The 17,394-nt window shown below is 63.6% G+C and carries 15 protein-coding genes; 8 read left to right on the forward strand and 7 right to left on the reverse strand.

Annotation, left to right across the window (positions count from 1 at the left end; genetic code table 11):
• The first annotated feature begins 5 nt into the window (after positions 1-5).
• Positions 6-935 (forward strand): pseudouridine-5'-phosphate glycosidase, encoded by a 930-nt coding sequence (locus tag NKH98_RS13895; protein WP_352899164.1) that lies wholly within the window; start codon positions 6-8, stop codon positions 933-935.
• A 35-nt stretch (positions 936-970) separates the two neighbouring features.
• On the opposite strand, the gene NKH98_RS13900 is transcribed toward NKH98_RS13895, so the two are convergent.
• The 7 genes from NKH98_RS13900 to NKH98_RS13930 form a co-directional block, all read right to left on the reverse strand.
• The gene (locus NKH98_RS13900) at positions 971-2,386 is read right to left on the reverse strand and encodes an FAD-binding oxidoreductase (RefSeq protein WP_352899166.1); all 1,416 of its coding nucleotides are present in this window, start codon (positions 2,384-2,386) and stop codon (positions 971-973) included.
• An 81-nt stretch (positions 2,387-2,467) separates the two neighbouring features.
• The gene (locus NKH98_RS13905; protein WP_352899168.1) at positions 2,468-3,748 is read right to left on the reverse strand and encodes an amylo-alpha-1,6-glucosidase; all 1,281 of its coding nucleotides are present in this window, start codon (positions 3,746-3,748) and stop codon (positions 2,468-2,470) included.
• 34 nt (positions 3,749-3,782) lie between these two features.
• Positions 3,783-4,823, reverse strand: a complete 1,041-nt coding sequence (locus NKH98_RS13910) for an ABC transporter ATP-binding protein (RefSeq protein ID WP_352899170.1) — start codon at positions 4,821-4,823, stop codon at positions 3,783-3,785.
• A 21-nt stretch (positions 4,824-4,844) separates the two neighbouring features.
• A complete protein-coding gene (locus NKH98_RS13915; protein ID WP_254818730.1) occupies positions 4,845-5,687 on the reverse strand; it encodes a carbohydrate ABC transporter permease in 843 nt (280 codons plus the stop codon).
• Positions 5,684-6,529 (reverse strand): carbohydrate ABC transporter permease, encoded by an 846-nt coding sequence (locus tag NKH98_RS13920; RefSeq protein WP_352899173.1) that lies wholly within the window; start codon positions 6,527-6,529, stop codon positions 5,684-5,686. The genes NKH98_RS13915 and NKH98_RS13920 overlap by 4 nt, the downstream gene beginning before the upstream one ends.
• A 76-nt stretch (positions 6,530-6,605) precedes the next feature.
• Entirely contained in the window at positions 6,606-7,874 is a 1,269-nt protein-coding gene (locus NKH98_RS13925; protein WP_352899175.1) for an ABC transporter substrate-binding protein, read from the reverse strand.
• Between the two features lie 36 nt (positions 7,875-7,910).
• On the reverse strand, positions 7,911-8,954 hold the full coding sequence (locus NKH98_RS13930; RefSeq protein WP_352645342.1) for a LacI family DNA-binding transcriptional regulator: 1,044 nt from the start codon (positions 8,952-8,954) through the stop codon (positions 7,911-7,913).
• A 226-nt stretch (positions 8,955-9,180) separates the two neighbouring features.
• On the opposite strand from NKH98_RS13930, the gene NKH98_RS13935 reads away from it, so the two are divergent.
• The 7 genes from NKH98_RS13935 to NKH98_RS13965 all read left to right on the forward strand — a co-directional run bounded on the left by NKH98_RS13935 (position 9,181) and on the right by NKH98_RS13965 (position 17,393).
• A complete protein-coding gene (locus NKH98_RS13935; protein WP_352899178.1) occupies positions 9,181-10,155 on the forward strand; it encodes a sugar-binding transcriptional regulator in 975 nt (324 codons plus the stop codon).
• Positions 10,156-10,199: 44 nt separating this feature from the next.
• Positions 10,200-11,645: an ABC transporter substrate-binding protein gene (locus NKH98_RS13940; RefSeq protein ID WP_352645344.1), complete on the forward strand. Its 1,446-nt coding sequence runs from the start codon at positions 10,200-10,202 to the stop codon at positions 11,643-11,645.
• Positions 11,646-11,796: 151 nt separating this feature from the next.
• Positions 11,797-12,720, forward strand: a complete 924-nt coding sequence (locus NKH98_RS13945) for a carbohydrate ABC transporter permease (RefSeq protein WP_254818724.1) — start codon at positions 11,797-11,799, stop codon at positions 12,718-12,720.
• 9 nt (positions 12,721-12,729) lie between these two features.
• Entirely contained in the window at positions 12,730-13,587 is an 858-nt protein-coding gene (locus NKH98_RS13950) for a carbohydrate ABC transporter permease (RefSeq protein ID WP_023676025.1), read from the forward strand.
• 4 nt (positions 13,588-13,591) lie between these two features.
• The gene (locus NKH98_RS13955) at positions 13,592-14,710 is read left to right on the forward strand and encodes an ABC transporter ATP-binding protein (RefSeq protein WP_352899179.1); all 1,119 of its coding nucleotides are present in this window, start codon (positions 13,592-13,594) and stop codon (positions 14,708-14,710) included.
• Positions 14,707-15,831 carry an ABC transporter ATP-binding protein gene (locus NKH98_RS13960; RefSeq protein WP_352899181.1) on the forward strand — a complete coding sequence of 375 codons (1,125 nt, stop codon included), beginning with the start codon at positions 14,707-14,709 and terminating at the stop codon, positions 15,829-15,831. The genes NKH98_RS13955 and NKH98_RS13960 overlap by 4 nt, the downstream gene beginning before the upstream one ends.
• A complete protein-coding gene (locus tag NKH98_RS13965; RefSeq protein WP_352899183.1) occupies positions 15,831-17,393 on the forward strand; it encodes an FGGY-family carbohydrate kinase in 1,563 nt (520 codons plus the stop codon). Before NKH98_RS13960 ends, NKH98_RS13965 begins: the two co-directional genes overlap by 1 nt.
• The last annotated feature ends 1 nt before the right edge of the window (position 17,394 follow it).

The following is a 17,394-nucleotide window of genomic DNA, read 5'->3' on the forward strand; positions in this document are numbered from 1 at the left end:
ATGATATGAAACCTTCCCTTGTCCATTTGAACGATGAAGTCGCTGCTGCGCTTAATAAAGGCCGCGCGGTGGTGGCATTGGAATCGACGATTATCACCCACGGCATGCCATATCCGGCCAATCTGGAAACTGCCCGTGGTGTCGAGACCGTGGTGCGTGAAAACGGCGCCGTGCCCGCCACGATCGCAGTGGTCGCCGGCAAGATCAAGGTTGGCCTCGACGACCGTGAACTGGAAGAGCTGGCAGCGGCAAAGGGCGTGGTCAAGGCTTCCGGGCGCGATCTCGCCGCAATCATGGTGCGCGGCGGCTCGGCCGGAACCACTGTCTCGGCGACGATGCGGATTGCCGCTTTAGCCGGGATCGGTATTTTTGCGACCGGCGGCGTCGGTGGCGTGCATCGCGGTGCCGAAGCCACTTTCGATATTTCCGCTGACCTGACCGAACTCGGCCAGACCGGCACGACCGTCGTCTGCGCCGGGGTTAAGTCGATACTCGATATTGCGAAGACGCTGGAATATCTGGAAACTCAGCGCGTGCCGGTCATCGCCTATGGGAGCGATGATTTTCCGGCTTTCTACACCCGCTCCAGCGGGCTCAAGGCCGACCATCGCCTCGATACCCCCGACGAGGTCGCGCGAGCCATGCTGCTGCATGACGAGATGCAATCCGGCACCGGCATTCTCGTCGCCAACCCGATTCCCGAAGCGGACGCGCTAGATCCGGCGTTCATCGACGGCACGATCGCAGCGGCCGTGGCTGAGGCCGAGAAGCGCGGCATCGGGCGCAAGGAACTGACGCCGTTTCTGCTCGCCCGCATCAACGAGCTTTCACAAGGCCGCAGCCTGAAGGCCAACATCGCGCTTGTCCGCAACAACGCCGCGCTTGCTGCCCGCATCGCGGTTGCGCATGCGGAATTGAAGGCCGCGACCAGGTAGAGACAGCGCCCGGCCAGCGCTACGTGCCTTCGATTTCAGCCCGGCGCGAGGTCGAAGATGCGCCCGGCATTGAGGATGTTGTTCGGGTCGAAGGCTGCTTTCAGGCGGCGCATGGCCGCGATCTCGGCGTCGCTGCGCACCAGATGCAGCCATTCCTTCTTGTCGAGGCCGATGCCATGCTCGGCCGAGACGCCGCCGCCAGCCGCCGCCACACCCCGGTAGATGATCCCGTATGCGGCCGCCGGATCCACGGTGCGGACCTGGTAGTGCAGATTGCCGTCGCCGAGATGGCCGAAGACGTAGATGTCGGCGCTCGGGTCGACGGCTTTGATAGCGGCTTCCGTTTCGCGCAGAAAAGTCGCCATTTTCGCCAGCGGGATGCTGATATCGACGCCGATCAGGCCTGCCATCGAAAACAGGAAACGGTTGGCCTCTTCGCGCACCGCCCAGAGCGCCCGGAATTCGCGCGGCGATTGCGAGACGACGACGTCGTCGATCACGTCGTCCTCGACCGCCTGCATCAGCACCGCGGCGAAGCGGTCGCCGTCGCGGTCCGGCTCGTTGCCCTGTATCTCGGCCAGCACATAGACGGGCGAGCCGACGGGCAGCGGCGCCGGCGCATCCATGCCGGCGACCATGGCGCCGTAGAGCGGCGCGAGGTTCACCTCATAGGCCGAGAGCAACGGCCCAAGCTTCTGCCGGAGCTGCGCAAGCAGCGCAATCGCCGCATCGAGCGATGGAAGTGCGCAGAAGGCATTGACCTCGGTGGCAGGTTTGGGATGCAGCCGCAGGCAGGCGCGCGTGACTACCCCGAGCGTGCCTTCGCTGCCGATGAAGAGCTGGTTGAGGTCATAGCCGGAATTGTCCTTTGGCAAGCCCTTGAGCGACGTGAGCACACTGCCGTCGGCAAGCACCGCCTCCAGCCCAAGCACCTGCGCCCGGTACATGCCGTAGCGCAGCACGCGGATGCCGCCGGCATTGGTGGCGACATTGCCGCCGACGGTGGCCGTGCCGCGCGCGCCGATGTCGACGCCGAAAAGCAAGCCGGCCGCATCGGCCGCGTCCTGCACCATTTGCAGCGGCGCGCCGGCCTCGGCGACGATCGTCGCCGCCTCGCGGTCGGGCGCCGCGACCGCCGTCATGCGCTCCAGCGACAGCACCGCCTCGCCGGGCTGGATGCGCGCCGCGCCCGCAAGACCGGTGCGGCCACCCTGGACGACGAGCCTCTGCCTGGCCTCGTTGCACAGGCGCAGAATGTCCGACACCTCGCCGGTCGTGCGTGGACGCAAGACGATCGCCGGCGGCGCGCTGTCCTTGCCGTCGGGATCTTCCCGGTAGCGTGGTCCGGCCTCCTCAGCCGAGACAATCGCTGATCTGTCCAGCCGCTTTTCCAGCCGCGACAGAAGCTCGGCGGTCAGCGGGGACAGAGCGCTCACGGATGTTGTCATCATGCGCCGCTCCTGGAAAAGGCCGACGATAGACACGGACTGCTGGTTGTCAAACCTTGCGGGACTGCCAATCGCGACCGGCCGTCAGCCTCGAGCCTTCAGGAACTCGATCACCATCGCCGCGGTCCAGGTGAACCGATTGCCGCCGAGCGGCTCGCCGCTGAGGGGACCGTAATATTCGGCAAAACCGCTCTCGGCGATCAGGTCGAGACTGGATTGCGTGATCCGTTGTGCGATTTGGCTGTGGCCGGCGGCGGCAAGGCCGTCGGCGATCATGTAATTGACCACCAGCCAGACCGGGCCGCGCCAGTAGCGCTTTGGGTCGAAGCGTCCATCGCCAGGATCGTGCGAGGGGACGATGTAACGCGCTTTGCCGGCGATGCGCTCGATCGTTGCAGCGATGGCCGCTGCCCGGCTTTCCGGAATGGCCGAAAACACCGGCAGAGTGCCGCCGACCGACGCGCTGTCCACGAGCTTTCCGGCCACTCGGTCGAAACAAATGTACTGGCCATGTGTGTCGCTCCACAGCCGTTCCATCGTCGAAAGCCCCTTTTCGGCACCGGCGCGATTGGCTTCTGCGATTTCAGTTTCGCCAAGTGTATCGGCGAGATCGGCAAGGTCGGCGGCGGAACGGATCAGGATGGCGTTGAAGCCGGGATCGACGACCTGGAAGGGCGAGGCATCGTGCAGCCGGGTGTTGTCCCAACCAAGTCCGCGGAAATGCTGCAGCAGCCAGATATAGCGATCGTACTGGGCCCTGGTCGGTCGATGCGCAGGGTCGGCGTGCAGGATGTCGCGGCGGGTGTAGGGCTCGACGCCTTCGGTCGGCACGCGCTCGAACGCCTCGTCCCAGTCGATCGAGTTGTCGCGGCCGGACTCCCATGGGTGAATTATGGCGACGAGCCCTTCGCCGTTCGGGTCGCGATTTTCGTAGAACCAGCGGTGCCAGGCGTCGATCTTCGGCAGCAGCGCGCGGGCGCGCTCGGCCGCCAGTTTCTTGTCCTTGGCCCGGTCGAACAAGCGGCGCACGGCAAAGCCGGCGACTGCCGGCTGGGTGATGCCCGAGGTGGCGGTCGGGCGGTCCGTTCGCCAGACCTCCGGCCCGGGGAAATAGCCGTCGCTCCAGACATGGAAGACGATGTGCGGCACCATGCCGTCCGGCCACTGGTGAGCGAACAGCGTGTCGATCTCGGTCCAGGCTCGGGCCTCGTCATAGTGGGCAAGACCGAGGGCGGTCAGGCAGGAATCCCAATTCCACTGGAACGGGTAGAGGCCTTTAGTCGGTATGGTGTAGGTGCCTTGGTCGTTTTCCCTGAGCACCTCGACGGCGCGGGCGATGGTTTCGTCAATGGCAAGAGATATCATTGAGGCGTTCGTGCTTTCAGGATCGAAGGAGGAATCAAAGGGAGTTCGTGGTTTCGGGATCGAACCAGCGGATGCGGTCGGGTTTGGGAGCAAGCCGAAGATGATCGCCGACCGCGACCGTGGCGTTCGATTCGAGGATGGCGCGAAACAGGCCGCCCTCGACATCGCAAGTGACCAGCGTGTGCGGTCCGAGCGGCTCGACGACACGCACGGTGGCGTTAATACCTTCGTTGCCGGCGTCCACATCCTCGGGGCGAATGGCGAACTCTATCGTCTGCTTGTCCGATTTGGGGCCGGGCAGCCTCAGGCCGGCGACGGTCCAGCTGCCGTTCGCCGTCTTCGTCGCCGGGATGAAATTCATCGGCGGGTTGCCGATGAAGGAGCCGACGAAGCGGGCCGCCGGATTGCGGTAGACCTCTACCGGCGAGGCGGCCTGGACGATACGGCCCTGATGCATGACGGCGATGCGGTCGGCGAGGCTCATCGCCTCGACCTGGTCGTGGGTAACGTAGATGGTGGTGGTCTTGGACGCCGCCAGCACGCCCTTGAGCTCGGCGCGCATTTCGAGCCTGAGCAGCGCGTCGAGGTTCGACAGCGGCTCGTCCATCAGGATCACATCGGGCTCCATGGCGAGCGCGCGGGCGACGGCCACACGCTGGCGCTGGCCGCCGGAAAGCTGGCCCGAATAGCGCTTCAAAAGATGCTCGATATGCATGAGCTCCGCGGTGCGGTTGACGCGCCCGTCGACCTCCTGCTGCGGCAGCTTCTTCATGCGCAGGCCGAAGGCGATGTTCTCGAATACCGTCAGGTGCGGAAAGACCGCGTAGTTCTGGAACACCATGGCGATGCCGCGCTCGCGCGGCGGCAGATGGTCGACGCGACGGCCGCCGATCCAGACCTCGCCCTGGCTTGGCGTTTCCAGCCCGGCGACGATCCTCAGCAGCGTGGTCTTGCCGCAGCCCGAGGCGCCAAGCAGCACCATGAATTCCTGGTCGGCGATGGTCAGGTCGATCGAATGCAGCGCGGTGAAGCCGCCGAAACGTTTTGCCACCTGCTTGATGACGATCTCAGCCATCGGCGTTCTCTTTTGTGCGCGTCATCGATTGGCGATCCCCCACATGGCGAACAGATATTTGCGGACGGCGAAGATGAAGATCAGCGCCGGGATAACCAAGGCAGCACCGCCGGCGAATTTGAGGTAGAGCGGCGATTCGCCAAGGCTCTGCAGCAGGAAGGCGGTCAGCGTCCGGTTCTCTATGGTGAGCACTGCGGCGGCAAACACCTCGTTCCAGGAGATGGTGAAGGCAAACACCGCCGACGCCGCGATGCCCGGCAGCGCCAGCGGCAGAATGACTTTTCGGAATGCCTGCAATCTCGTGCAGCCGAGCGTCCAGGCAGCTTCCTCCAGCTCGACTGGGATGCCGGAGAACAGCGAGAAGGTGATCAGCACGGCAAACGGCAGCGCCAGCGTGGTGTGGACCAGCGCCAGCCCGATCGCGGTGTCGTCGAGGCCGGTGCGGATGAACATCACCGCCAGCGGTAGCGCCAGCAGCGGTAGCGGGAAGGCGCGGGTCATCAGCACGAGGAAACGGAACGTTTCCTTGCCTGGGAAATCGAAGCGCGACAGCGCGTAGCCCGCGGGTGCGCCGAAGCCGATCGAGAGGAGCATCGTCAGCGTGGCGACGAGAACGGAGTTCCACAGCGCCTTGGCGACACCGGCGAAATTGATGAAGAAAGAAAGGCTGCCGAAATCGAATGACGGGAAGAAGCGCTTGGGAAAGGCGGTCACTTGTTCCGGCGACGACAGCGCGTTGACGATCAACAGATAGATCGGCAGTAGCACCCAGACGCAAAGCAGGATGACGGTGGCGACCAGCAACCAGTTACCGGCTTTGCGGGCCTCAGGCGCGGCGATCGAGAGCTCCGCGACCGTGCTCATATCCGCGCCTCCTTCGGCACACGCAGCACCCGCAGGAAGAACAGCGTGAAACCGATCGAGATGGCGAGGATGAACAGCGCCATGGCGGCGGCGACATTGCGGTCCTGCAGCGTGAACTGCCAGTTGTAGGTCTCGCCCATCAGCACCGGCAGATTGGTGCCGCCGAGTGCTGCAACCACGGCGAAGACTTCAAAGGCAAGGATGACGCGCAGGATGATCGCCGTCTGCAGGCTTGGGCGCAGCAGAGGCAGCGTGATCTTGATGAAGCGCTTCCACGGGCTAGCGCCAAAAACCTCCGCCGCCTCGTAGTATTCCCGGGGGATCAGCCCCATGCCGGCGACCAGAATGACCATCATGATGGCGGTCGCGCGCCAGATCTCGGCCAGCGCCACGGCGATGAAGATCATCAGCTTGCTCTGGTAGCCGAGGAACATAACCGGCCTGTGGATGACGCCGAGATTGGAGAGCAAGGTGTTCAGGAAGCCGGACTCGTCGAAGATGGCGAGCCAGATCAGTCCGGCGGCGAGATCGGAAATGCCGAGCGGAATAGCGAAGATGTAAAGCGCAGCGCTGCGTCCGGTTTCAAGCCGCGACACCATCGTTGCCATCAGCAGCGCCATCACCAGTTGGATCGGCACGACGATGGCGCTCAGCAGCAGCGTGTTGCGGACAGTGACCGGAAACTTCCAGCTGCCCGCCATGGTGCGGAAATTGTCGAGCGTAAAGCCGCCGTCGCGGGTGAACGCCTCGAAGGCGACCAGCGCGAACGGATAGAGGAAGAAGACGCAGAGGAACAGCGTCGCCGGCATCAGCAGCAGATAGGGAAGGGCCTTGCCGTGCATGGAGCGCTCTCTATTCGACGCTTGAAAACGGGTGGGCGCCCGGCGCGCTGGAAATCCGGACGCCCAGGGAGGATTCCTAATCGACCGGGCAGGCGCCTTGCGATGGCTTGTCGGGCGCCCAGCACGGCGCCTTCGCCTGTTCGATGATCGCCTTCAGCGCCGTCGCCTGTTCGTCGAGCACGCCGTGCACATCCTCCCCGCCGAGCACGATGCGCTCGAAGCTGTCGGTGTAGATCTGATTGAACTTGCCGCCGAGGCCGCCAAGTCCCATCGGCAGTAGCGCCGGCAACGCATCGGGAGCTCCGGTCATGGTGGCGATCACTGGGCTGAAGGCCTTCACCGAGGCCGGGATGTCGTCGGGCAGCTTGACGTCGACGATGGGGAAGAAGTTTGTCGCCCTCAGCGTCGCGATCTGGGTTTCCGGTTTCAGCATATAGGCGACCAGCGCCTTGGCCTTGTCCATGTCAGGCGAGGTCTTCGGGATAGCGACACCGGCCACCACCGGCATGTAGCCGCGGCCTGCCGGGCCAGCCGGCGCCGGAAAGGCGACGAAGTCATTGGGTTTCTGGTTAAAGGCGTCGGCGAGGCGCGCCACGTGATCGAATGCCACCCAGACTTCGCCGGTCAGCAGCGGCTCCTGCATGAAGGCATAGTTGGTCGAATTCGGGTTGGTGTACTGCCACAACTCCTTGAATTTGTTCCACGCCGTCTCGGCCTCCGCCGAGCGGAACTTGGTCACCATCGAACCGGTATAGGACGGAAGGAGAAAACCCTCGAAGAAACGATGCTTCAGCCCTTTCGGGCCGGCCGGAAAACCGAACTTGGGCGAACCGGTCTTTTCAGCGATGTTTTTCGTCCACTCGATCAGTTGGTCATAAGTGATGGTGTTGAGATCGGTGCCGGCCGGCAGATATTGCAGCGCCTGTTTGTTTGCCGCCATCAGAAAGGTGGCCTGCATCCATGGCAGGTATTTCTGCTCGCCGGTGCCGAGCATGCCGAGCTTCTTGTAGGTGTCGTTGACCTTGACGCCACCGAGATCGACGCCAGAGAGATCGACAAGGTTCGCGCCGACGGTGGAGAAGTCTCCGTGCAGGCCGCCGAGCACACCTATGGTGCCGGAGCCGGCCTGCAGTTCGGCCTGAAGGCGGGTGAGCCAGGGCCCGTCCTCGGCGACCTGATAGTCGACCTGGCCGTCAAACCCCTTCAGCACTTCGCTGCGCATCTTCTGTGTCTCTTCCACTGGTCGCGCCTGTGTCGACCAGAACAACACCTGCTGGGCTTGTGCTGCGCCAGCAGCAAGCGACAACGCCAGCACCGCACCTGCCAATGTCCTCAACGCGTTCATCGTCATCTTCCTCCCTGGTTGTGCGCCGCTAAGGCGTCAGTTCCGTCCTGTAGGTGCCGGGCCATGGCTTGCCCGCGAGACAAGTGTCGGCCGCACCAGCCGCGTCAGCGGCGTGGTCGGCCTGTCGCCGATGACGGTCAGCAGCATCTCGCCGATCTCGCGCGCGCACTGGCGGATCGAGGCGTCGAAAGTGGTCAGCCCCGGCGGCGCATAGGCGGAGGCGGCTATGTTGTCGAAGCCGATCACCGAAAGGTCGCGAGGAATGGCAAGTCCGGCGCGCCCCGCCTCTTCTATGACCGTCAGCGCCAGCTCGTCGAACAGCGCGACAATGGCCGTCGGCCGCTCGGCAGCGTGCAGCAGCCGGTTGATCGCCTGGATGCGGGCACCGCGATCGAAACGCGGCGCCGTCGCCACATCGAGCCTGACCGACGGATCGCCCCGGCGGGCGATCGCGGCGGCGAGCCCATCCTGCCTAAGATGGCGAAACGTCATCGGCTCGGAAATCGTCACCAGGCCGAAATGCCGGTGTCCGAGGTCGTAGAGCATGTCGAAGGCTTCGCCGAAAGCATGTGCGCCATCGGTATCGAGCCAATGGTAGGCAAAGTCGCCGTCGAGCAGCCTGCCATGCGCGACGAAAGGGAAATTGCGTTGGCGCAAATAGGCAAGCCGCTCGTCGACCTCGGCGATACGGGTGACGACGACCCCGTCGGCGCGGCCCGATTCGACGACATGGCGAAGCACGGAAAGTTCCGACTGGCCCTGCGCCGCTGCGGCCAGGATCAGGTCGGAGCCGTGCGAAACCAGCCCTTCGCCGAGCCCTGTGACGAATTCGCCGAGGAAGGAATCGACCAGATTGGGGCCGCGGATCGGCAGCACCATGCCGACAAAGCCGCTGCGGCCGGAGACCAGCGTGCGGGCTGCGGTATTCGGCACATAGCCGGCCAGGCGCGCGGCCTCGGTGACACGTTGGCGCGTTTTCAAGGCGATCTGCTCGTGGCCGGCAAGGGCCCGCGAAACGGTGGTGATTGACAGGCCGAGCTGCGCAGCAAGTTCCTTGAGGGTGGTAACGCGGGCCGGCATCGTTCCTCCCGAACGAAATTTGAAACGTTTGTAATCACTTCAAGCGAAATTGCAAACGTTTTAAATGGCGCGCGGTTGGTGTGATTTCCTGCCCGTTGGGTAGCGCGGCCCTATCGACCCCGGCCCGCAAGCTCCTGGTCGGCGATTTAAACGCAGCGGTTGCTTGACTCGGGCGACGCCTTGTGAAAAATTTTGCAGCAACTGATAAAAATATCAAAGGGCGGAAATGGTTGGTTTTGGTAACGGCCTGCTGCGCGACGATGAGACAGGTATGGCAGCCCGTGCCGCCTGGCTTCACTATGCCGGCGGCCTGACGCAGTCGGAGGTCGCCAAGCGGCTCGGCCTGACCAGCCTCAAGGCGCATCGTTTGATCACCAAGGCCAATCAGGAAGGCCTGGTCAAAGTCTATATCGACGGCGAAGTCTCCGAATGCGTGGAGCTTGAGGACGAGTTGTCCGGCCGCTACGGCCTCGACTATTGCGAGGTGGTTCCGGACTTCGATGCCGAAGACCTGCCGCTCAAGGCGCTCGGCATCGCCGGCGCGCAGTTTCTCAAGCGCGAGATCGAACGCGGCGAAGAGGCGCTGATCGGCGTCGGCCACGGCCGCACGCTTGCCGCCTGCGTGGAGTATCTGCCGCGCATATCGGCCGGCCGGATCCGTTTCGTCTCGCTGCTTGGCGGCCTGACGCGCAAGTTCTCGGCCAATCCGCATGACGTCATCCACCGCGTCGCCGAACGGACCGGTGCGGAGGCCTATGTGATGCCCGTACCGATGTTCGCCAACACGGTCGAGGATCGAATCGTGTTGCTCGGGCAGAAGGGCGTCAGCGATGTCTTCGACCTCGCCAAGTCCGCCGACTTGCTTATCGCCGGCATCGGCACCGCCGAGCGTGAGGCCTCGCTTGTCGCCACCGGTATGATCGAGAAGGGCGAGATGGAGGAGATCCGCCGCAATGGCGGCGTCGGCGAACTGCTCGGGCATTTCTTCGACGATGCCGGAAAGGCCGTTGCGACGACGCTTTCCGACCGGGCGCTGGCGCTGGCGCGCGAAGACATCAGCAACCGCAGGATTGTCGCCGTCGCAGGCGGCAAGGTGAAGGTTCGCGCCATCAAATCAGTGCTGGAGGGCCGCTATCTCAAAGGCTTGATAACTGACGAGCGGACGGCGCGATCGCTCGTGGAACAGACGCCGGTCGGGTAGCCGGCAACCATTTCGTTGAAACTACCCTGTGGAGGAGAAGAGAAATGCATGAGAAAGAGAAAGACCTCATCGACGCGTTCCTGCGTGGACAAGTCGACCGCCGTGGGCTGATCAAGGGCCTCGGTGCAATGGGCCTTGCCGCCAGCACCGCCGGCACACTGCTCAATTTCGGGCAGACCCGCGCCCTGGCGGCTGATTTCGACTGGCAGGCGCATAAGGGCAAGACCATCAAGCTGTTGCTCAACAAGCATCCTTACGCCGATGCGATGATCGCCAACCTCGACAATTTCAAGCAGTTGACCGGCATGAATGTCGTCTATGACGTGTTCCCCGAAGACGTCTATTTCGACAAGGTCACCGCCGCGCTGTCGGCCAGCTCGCCCGAATACGATGCCTTCATGACCGGCGCCTACATGACCTGGACCTACGGCCCGGCCGGCTGGATCACCGACCTCAACGAATGGATCAAGGATTCGGCCAAGACCAACCCGAAATATGCCTGGGACGACTTCCTGCCCGGCGTCAGGAAGTCCTGCGCCTGGAACGGCCAGCCTGGCGGAGTGCTCGGTTCCGACGACGCCAAGCAGTGGTGCATCCCGTGGGGCTTCGAACAGAACAACATCACCTACAACAAGGGCATGTTCGACAAGGTCGGCGTCAGCGTTCCCGGCAATATGGATGAGATGGTCGCTACGGCGGCGAAGCTCACCAAGGACGTCGGCGGTGGCGTTTACGGCATCGGCGTGCGCGGCTCGCGCTCCTGGGCGACGATCCACCCGGGCTTCCTGTCGGCCTACGCCAATTTCGACCAGAAGGACCTGAACGTCTCGGCTGACGGCAAGCTGTCGGCCGCGATGAGCACCGCCGAATCCAAGGCTTTCCACAAACAGTGGGTCCAGATGATTCAGGAGAGCGGCCCGAAGGACTGGTCGACCTACACCTGGTACCAGGTCGGCACCGATCTCGGTGCAGGCGCCTCGGCGATGATCTACGATGCCGACATTCTCGGCTACTTCATGAATGGTGGCGATAACAAGATGGCCGGCAAGCTCGCCTTCGCGGCGTTCAAGGCCAATCCCGCCGCCAAGGCACCGACGCCCAATATCTGGATCTGGTCGCTGTCGATGTCCAACTTCTCCAAGGACAAGGACGCCACCTGGTACTTCATGCAATGGGCATCCGGACCCGAGCATGCACTGTTCGGTGCGACCAAGATGGACTTCGTCAATCCGGTCCGCCAGTCGGTCTGGAACGACCAGATGTTCCGGGACAAGTTGAACAAGAGCTATCCCGGTTATGTCGAGATGTTCGATGTCTCGGCGCCGGGCGCCAGCATCAAGTTCACTCCGCAGCCGCTGTTCTTCGATCTCACCACCGAATGGGCGGCGACGCTGCAGAAGATGGTGGCCAAGGAAGTGCCGGTCGACGAGGGCCTCGACAAGCTGGCCGAGAGCATCAACGGCCAGCTCAAGGAAGCCGGGCTCGGCTAAGCCGCGGCAAAGGCTGGCCCGTCGCGGGCCAGCCTTTGAGATGTGATACGTTTGCGACGCGGTCCCGAAAGGTGCCGCCTGCTCGCCCGACCGGCCGCCTTGCTCCCTTGGGCGGTCGGGACGGCGAAGCAACAGGATGACGGAGCAGCAGATGACTGCGGCGACAATACAAAGAAACAGGCCGTCGGGCTTCAGGATCAGCAAGCGTGTGCTGCCTTACCTCCTCAGCCTGCCGGCCCTGCTGGTCTGCATCGGAATCCTGATCCCGTTCCTGACCTCGGTGGTCTATTCGTTCCAGCGCTACCGGTTGAGCCAGCCCTGGGCGCGGCAGTTCAACTGGGGCGACAACTATATCTCCTTCTTCACCGACCCGAAGTTCTGGAACACGCTGGAGATTTCGCTGCTCTACGCCGGCATCACCGTCGTGCTCGAGCTGCTTCTCGGTCTCGGCATCGCCATGCTGCTGCAGAAGCGCTCGACGTTAAACAACTTCATCTCGATCATGCTGTTGATGCCGCTGATGACGGCGCCGGCGCTCGCCGCGCTGATGTGGAAGCTGATGACCAATCCCGGCTTCGGTGTGCTCAGCTATCTCGCTAGCCTGATCGGGCTGCAGGATTTCCGCTGGGCCTCGTCTCCGTCGACGGCATTGCTCACCGTCGTCCTTGTCGACATCTGGGTCTACACGCCTTTCATCATGATCCTGCTGCTTGCCGGACTGCGCAGCCTGCCGACGCAGCCCTTCGAGGCGGCAGCACTCGACGGCGTGCCGCGCAGCTTCGTCTTCTTCCGCATCACCCTGCCGATGCTGACCCCCTATATCCTGACAGCGACGCTGTTCCGCCTGCTCGATTCAATCCAGCAGTTCGACATCATCTACGCCATGACCCAAGGCGGGCCGGGCGATACGCTGACCGTCTTCCAGGTGGAGGCCTATCTCAACTTCTTCCAGTCGACCAATGTCGGCCGCTCGGCAGCACTGATGATCATCCTGTGGGCGATCACCTATTTCCTCTCGAACATTTTCATCAAGAACTGGCTGCGGCTGCGCGAACGCGCCCGCGGCCATGCATAGGAGGCTGGCATGGAACACACCTCCCTTCTCGAACGCATCCTGCGTGGCATAGCCCTGGCGCTGGTCGTGATCTTCTTCATGTTCCCGATCGTCTGGATCCTGATGATGTCGTTCCAGACCAACGAGACAATCCTGCGGATCCCGCCGCAGCTTGTCTTCGAGCCGACGCTCGCCAACTACACCGCCTTGATCACAGGCAAGCTGATGACGGCAGCCGGCACGCTCGACATCGCCTTCATGCGCAATCTCTGGAATTCCGTCTTCCTGTCGGTCACCTCGGTTGCCGTCGCGCTGCTGCTCGGCGTTCCCGCAGCCTATGCCTTTGCACGGCACAAATTCCGTGGCTCGGAGGACATCGCCTTCACGCTGCTGTCGTTCCGGTTCGCGCCGGCGCTGCTGGTGCTTTTGCCGCTCACCCTCTATTTCCAGAAGCTCGGGCTGGCCAACACCTATATCGGGCTGATCTGGGTCTACCAGCTGATCTGCCTGCCGCTGATCCTGTGGATCGTGCGCGGCTATTTCGAGGATATTCCGGCCGACATCGAATACGCCTACCGCATTGCCGGCCATTCCTGGTTTGCCACCTTCCGCAAGATCGCGCTGCCGCTCGCCGGGCCGGGCATTGCCGCTGCCGGCCTGCTCGCCTTCATCTTCGCTTGGAACAATTTCGTCTTTGCGCTGGTGCTCGCTTCGGCCGACAAGCAGCCGGTGACGGTCGGCGCCCTGGCTTTCATCACCTCCTCCGGCATTCAGTACGGCCAGATCTCAGCCGCGATCGTGCTGTCGATCACGCCGACGCTCGCGCTCGCGCTTTATGCGCAGCGCTATCTCGTCGAAGGCCTGTCGCTTGGCGCGGTGAAAGGATAGTCCGATGGCAAGCCTCGAACTGCGAAACATCGTCAAGCGCTACAAAAGCCGGACCGTTCTCGACAACCTGTCGCTGACCGTCGCCGACGGCGAAACGCTGGTCCTGTTCGGGCCGTCCGGCGCCGGCAAGACGGTGCTATTGCGGCTGGTCGCCGGCGTCATCGACCCCGACGAGGGAAAGATCCTCATCGGCGGCGAGGACATGACCGACGTCGACGCCGAGTTCCGCGGCGTCGGCATGGCATTCCAGAACTTCGCGCTGTTCCCGCATATGACGGCGTTCGACAACATCGCCACGCCGCTGCAGGCGAAGCATTCGTCGCAGGGCGCGATCAAGGCCGGCGTCGAGAGCGTCGGCAAGCTGTTGAAGATCGGCCATGTGCTCAGCCACAAGCCGCGGGCGCTGTCCAACGGCCAGAAGCAGCGCACTGCGCTTGCCCGCGCCCTGGTCGGCTCGCCGCCGCTTCTGCTGCTCGATGATCCCTTGCGCAACGTCGATGCCAAATTGCGCTTCGAAATGCGGCTCGAACTGCCAAGACTGCTCGCCGATCGTGGCGCAACTGTTGTCTACGTCACCCAGGACTACAAGGAAGCGATGGCGCTTGGCGATCGCATCGCAGTGATGTCGCAAGGCGTCGTGAAACAGCTAGGCACACCCGAACAGATCTATCGCGAGCCGGCCAACGTCGAGATCGCCCGGCTGTTCGGCGACCCGACCATCAACCTGCTCGACGTCAAGCCGTCCCGGGATGCCAAGGGCGTCTATGTCGGCCTGTCCAATGTCCAGGTCCATCTGGCCGGCGCGCATGAGGCGGCGGTCGGCCGTGACTGCGTGATCGGCTTGCGGCCGGAGGCGCTGGCCTTTGTTGACGAAGGCACGTCCGGCGCCATCCCGGTGACGGTCGAGGCCGAGACGCCGCTCAACGAGAAGATCGTCACCCTGGTGCGCACCGTGCGCGGCCGTGAAATCCTGGTTTCGCGTCCGTCCGGGATACCGGGTCAATCCGAGGGCAGGGCGCATATCGCTGTCGACAGCAAAAGCGCCCTGCTGTTCGATCGTGCAAGCGGCGAGCGCATCGGCTCGAAAAATGTCGTCAATTTGCGCAGTGGAGAAGCGGCATGAGCCCGAGCGCAATCACCATTTCGGGCGTCGACAAGTTCTACGGTCCGATCGACCGCGGCGTGCACGCCGTCAAGAACCTGACGATGGAAATCGCCAAGGGCGAGATCGTGGCACTGCTCGGCTCATCCGGCTGCGGCAAGACCTCGACATTGCGCATGATCGCAGGCTTCGAAGAGGTCTCGCGCGGCACAATCTCGGTTGCCGGCCGCAAGGTGCACACGTTGCCGCCGGTTAAGCGCAACGTCGCGATGGCCTTCGAGGGCTATTCGCTCTACCCGCCGCTGACCGTGCGCGAGAACATGGCCTTCGCCCTCAAGGCTGCCAGGCTGGCTAAGAGCGCGGTCGATGCAAAGGTTGCTCATATCGCCAAGCTGCTTGAGATCGAGGACATTCTCGAGCGCTATCCGAGCTCGATCTCCGGCGGCCAGCAGCAGCGCGCCAGCCTCGGCCGGGCGCTGATCCGCGAAGCCAACCTGCACCTGCTGGACGAGCCGATGGGCCAACTCGAGCCGCAGCTTCGCGCTGTGCTGCGCGGCCGCATCAAGCACTTCATCAAGGAGCGCGGCCTGACCGCGATCCTGGTCACCCACGACCAGACGGAGGCCAATGCGCTGGCCGACCGTATTGCCGTTATGGAAGGCGGCGTGCTGCAGCAGTTCGATACGCCTGACAGGATCAAGGAGCGGCCGGCAAACCTGTTCACCGGCACCTTCGTTGGCGAGCCGCCAATGAATGTCTTCGAAGCCTATGTCGGCGCGACTGACGGCAAGATCAGTCTCAAGCTGCCCGACGGGCTTTCGCTCGACTACGACAAGGATGCCTTCAGCGGCCCGGTTCGCGACGAATTGCTCAACCGGCAGCGCGTCGTCATCGGCGTCAGGCCTTATGCTGTCCGCCGCTCCAAGGACGGCGTGCCGGCCACGGTTTCGGCCAATCAATGGCTCGGCGATCAGACCCATATCGCCGCCGATTTCGCCGGCGGTTCGCTGGTTCTGGTCGAGCATGACCGGACCCGCCTGGAGCTCGGGGCGCCGATCAAGGTCAGCATCGATCCAAAGAACCTGCACGTCTTCGATCAGGCGAGCGGTGACGCCATTTCGCACGGCACGGAGCTTGCCTGATGCGGGATGTGCTGATCGGCGTCGACGCCGGCACGTCTGTCATCAAATCCGTCGCCTTCGACACGGCGGGCAGGCAGATCGCGGCCGCCGCACTGCCCAACAAGTACGAGACACTGCCGGGCGGCGGCGCCGAGCAGGACCTGACACGCACCTGGGCCGATACCGCGACGACCTTGCGCGAGCTTGCCAACAAAGTGCCGGATCTCGCCAGCCGGACCATTGCCATCGCCGTGACCGGGCAGGGCGACGGCACCTGGCTGATCGACAAGGATGGTGAGCCGGTGGCCAAGGGCTGGCTGTGGCTCGACGCGCGCGCTGCCGCGGTCGTCGAGGAGATACGCGCGCGGCCCGAGGACCGGCTGCGCTTCGAAAAGACCGGCAGCGGGCTCGCTGCCTGCCAGCAAGGATCGCAGTTCGTCTTCATGAAGCGCCACATACCCGCGATGCTTGCCAATGCAGCGACGGCCTTCCACTGCAAGGACTGGCTCTATTTCAAGTTGACCGGCCACCGCGCCACCGACCCGTCCGAGGGCACCTTTACCTTCGGCGATTTCCGCACGCGCGGCTATTCAGATGATGTACTCGAGGTACTCGGCGTCACCGATCTCCGGCATCTACTGCCGCCCATCGTCGATGGCACCAGGCAAAGCACCTCGCTGTCGGCGGCAGCCGCCAAAGCGACCGGTCTGCTCGCCGGCACACCGGTCGTTCTGGCCTATGTCGATGTCGCCTGCACGGCGCTTGGCGCCGGCCTGTTCGATCGCGAGCGCAAGCCGGGATGCTCGATCATTGGCTCCACCGGAATGCATATGCGGCTTGCCGAAACGCCGGAGGAGGTTCTGCTCAACGAGGCTGCAACCGGCTACACGATGACGATGCCGGCGCCGGGCGTCTTTGCGCAGATGCAGTCGAACATGGCGGCAACACTCAATATTGACTGGGTCCTTGGCCTCGCCTCCGGCATTCTCGCCTCGCAAGGTATCACACGGACAAATGGCGAGATGATCGCGCTGGTCGACCAGTGGATATCGTCGTCCGAGCCAGGCTCGTTGCTCTACCAGCCTTATGTCTCGGAGGCCGGCGAGCGCGGCCCGTTCGTCGATGCCAATGCCCGGGCCGGCTTCATCGGCATTTCGTCCAGGCACGGCTATGCCGATATGGTTCGTGCTGTGTTCGAGGGGCTGGCTTTCGCGGCACGCGATTGCTACGCCGCCATGGGGCCGCTGCCCAAGGAAATCCGCCTGACCGGCGGAGCGGCCAGGAGCCCGGCGCTGCGCAATATCCTGGGTGCTGCGATCGGCGCCGACATTCGCACCAGCGAGCGCGAGGAGGCCGGTGCGGCGGGCGCCGCAATGATTGCTGCGGTCTGCGTCGGCCAGTACGCATCGATGGACGATTGCGTCAGTGAATGGGTCACACCGTTGCTCCGTGCGGCCGAGCCCAGCGACCGAAAGCTTGCCGCTGCTTATGAGGCGATGGCTCCGTCCTACACATTGGCGCACGAGGCGCTGCGGCCGGTCTGGCGTTCGCTGGCCGCGTCCAGGCAAACCGACGTGAATTGAG

The sequence above is a fragment of the Mesorhizobium sp. M0833 genome (genome assembly GCF_040319905.1).
In the GTDB taxonomy this organism is placed as follows: Bacteria; Pseudomonadota; Alphaproteobacteria; order Rhizobiales; family Rhizobiaceae; genus Mesorhizobium.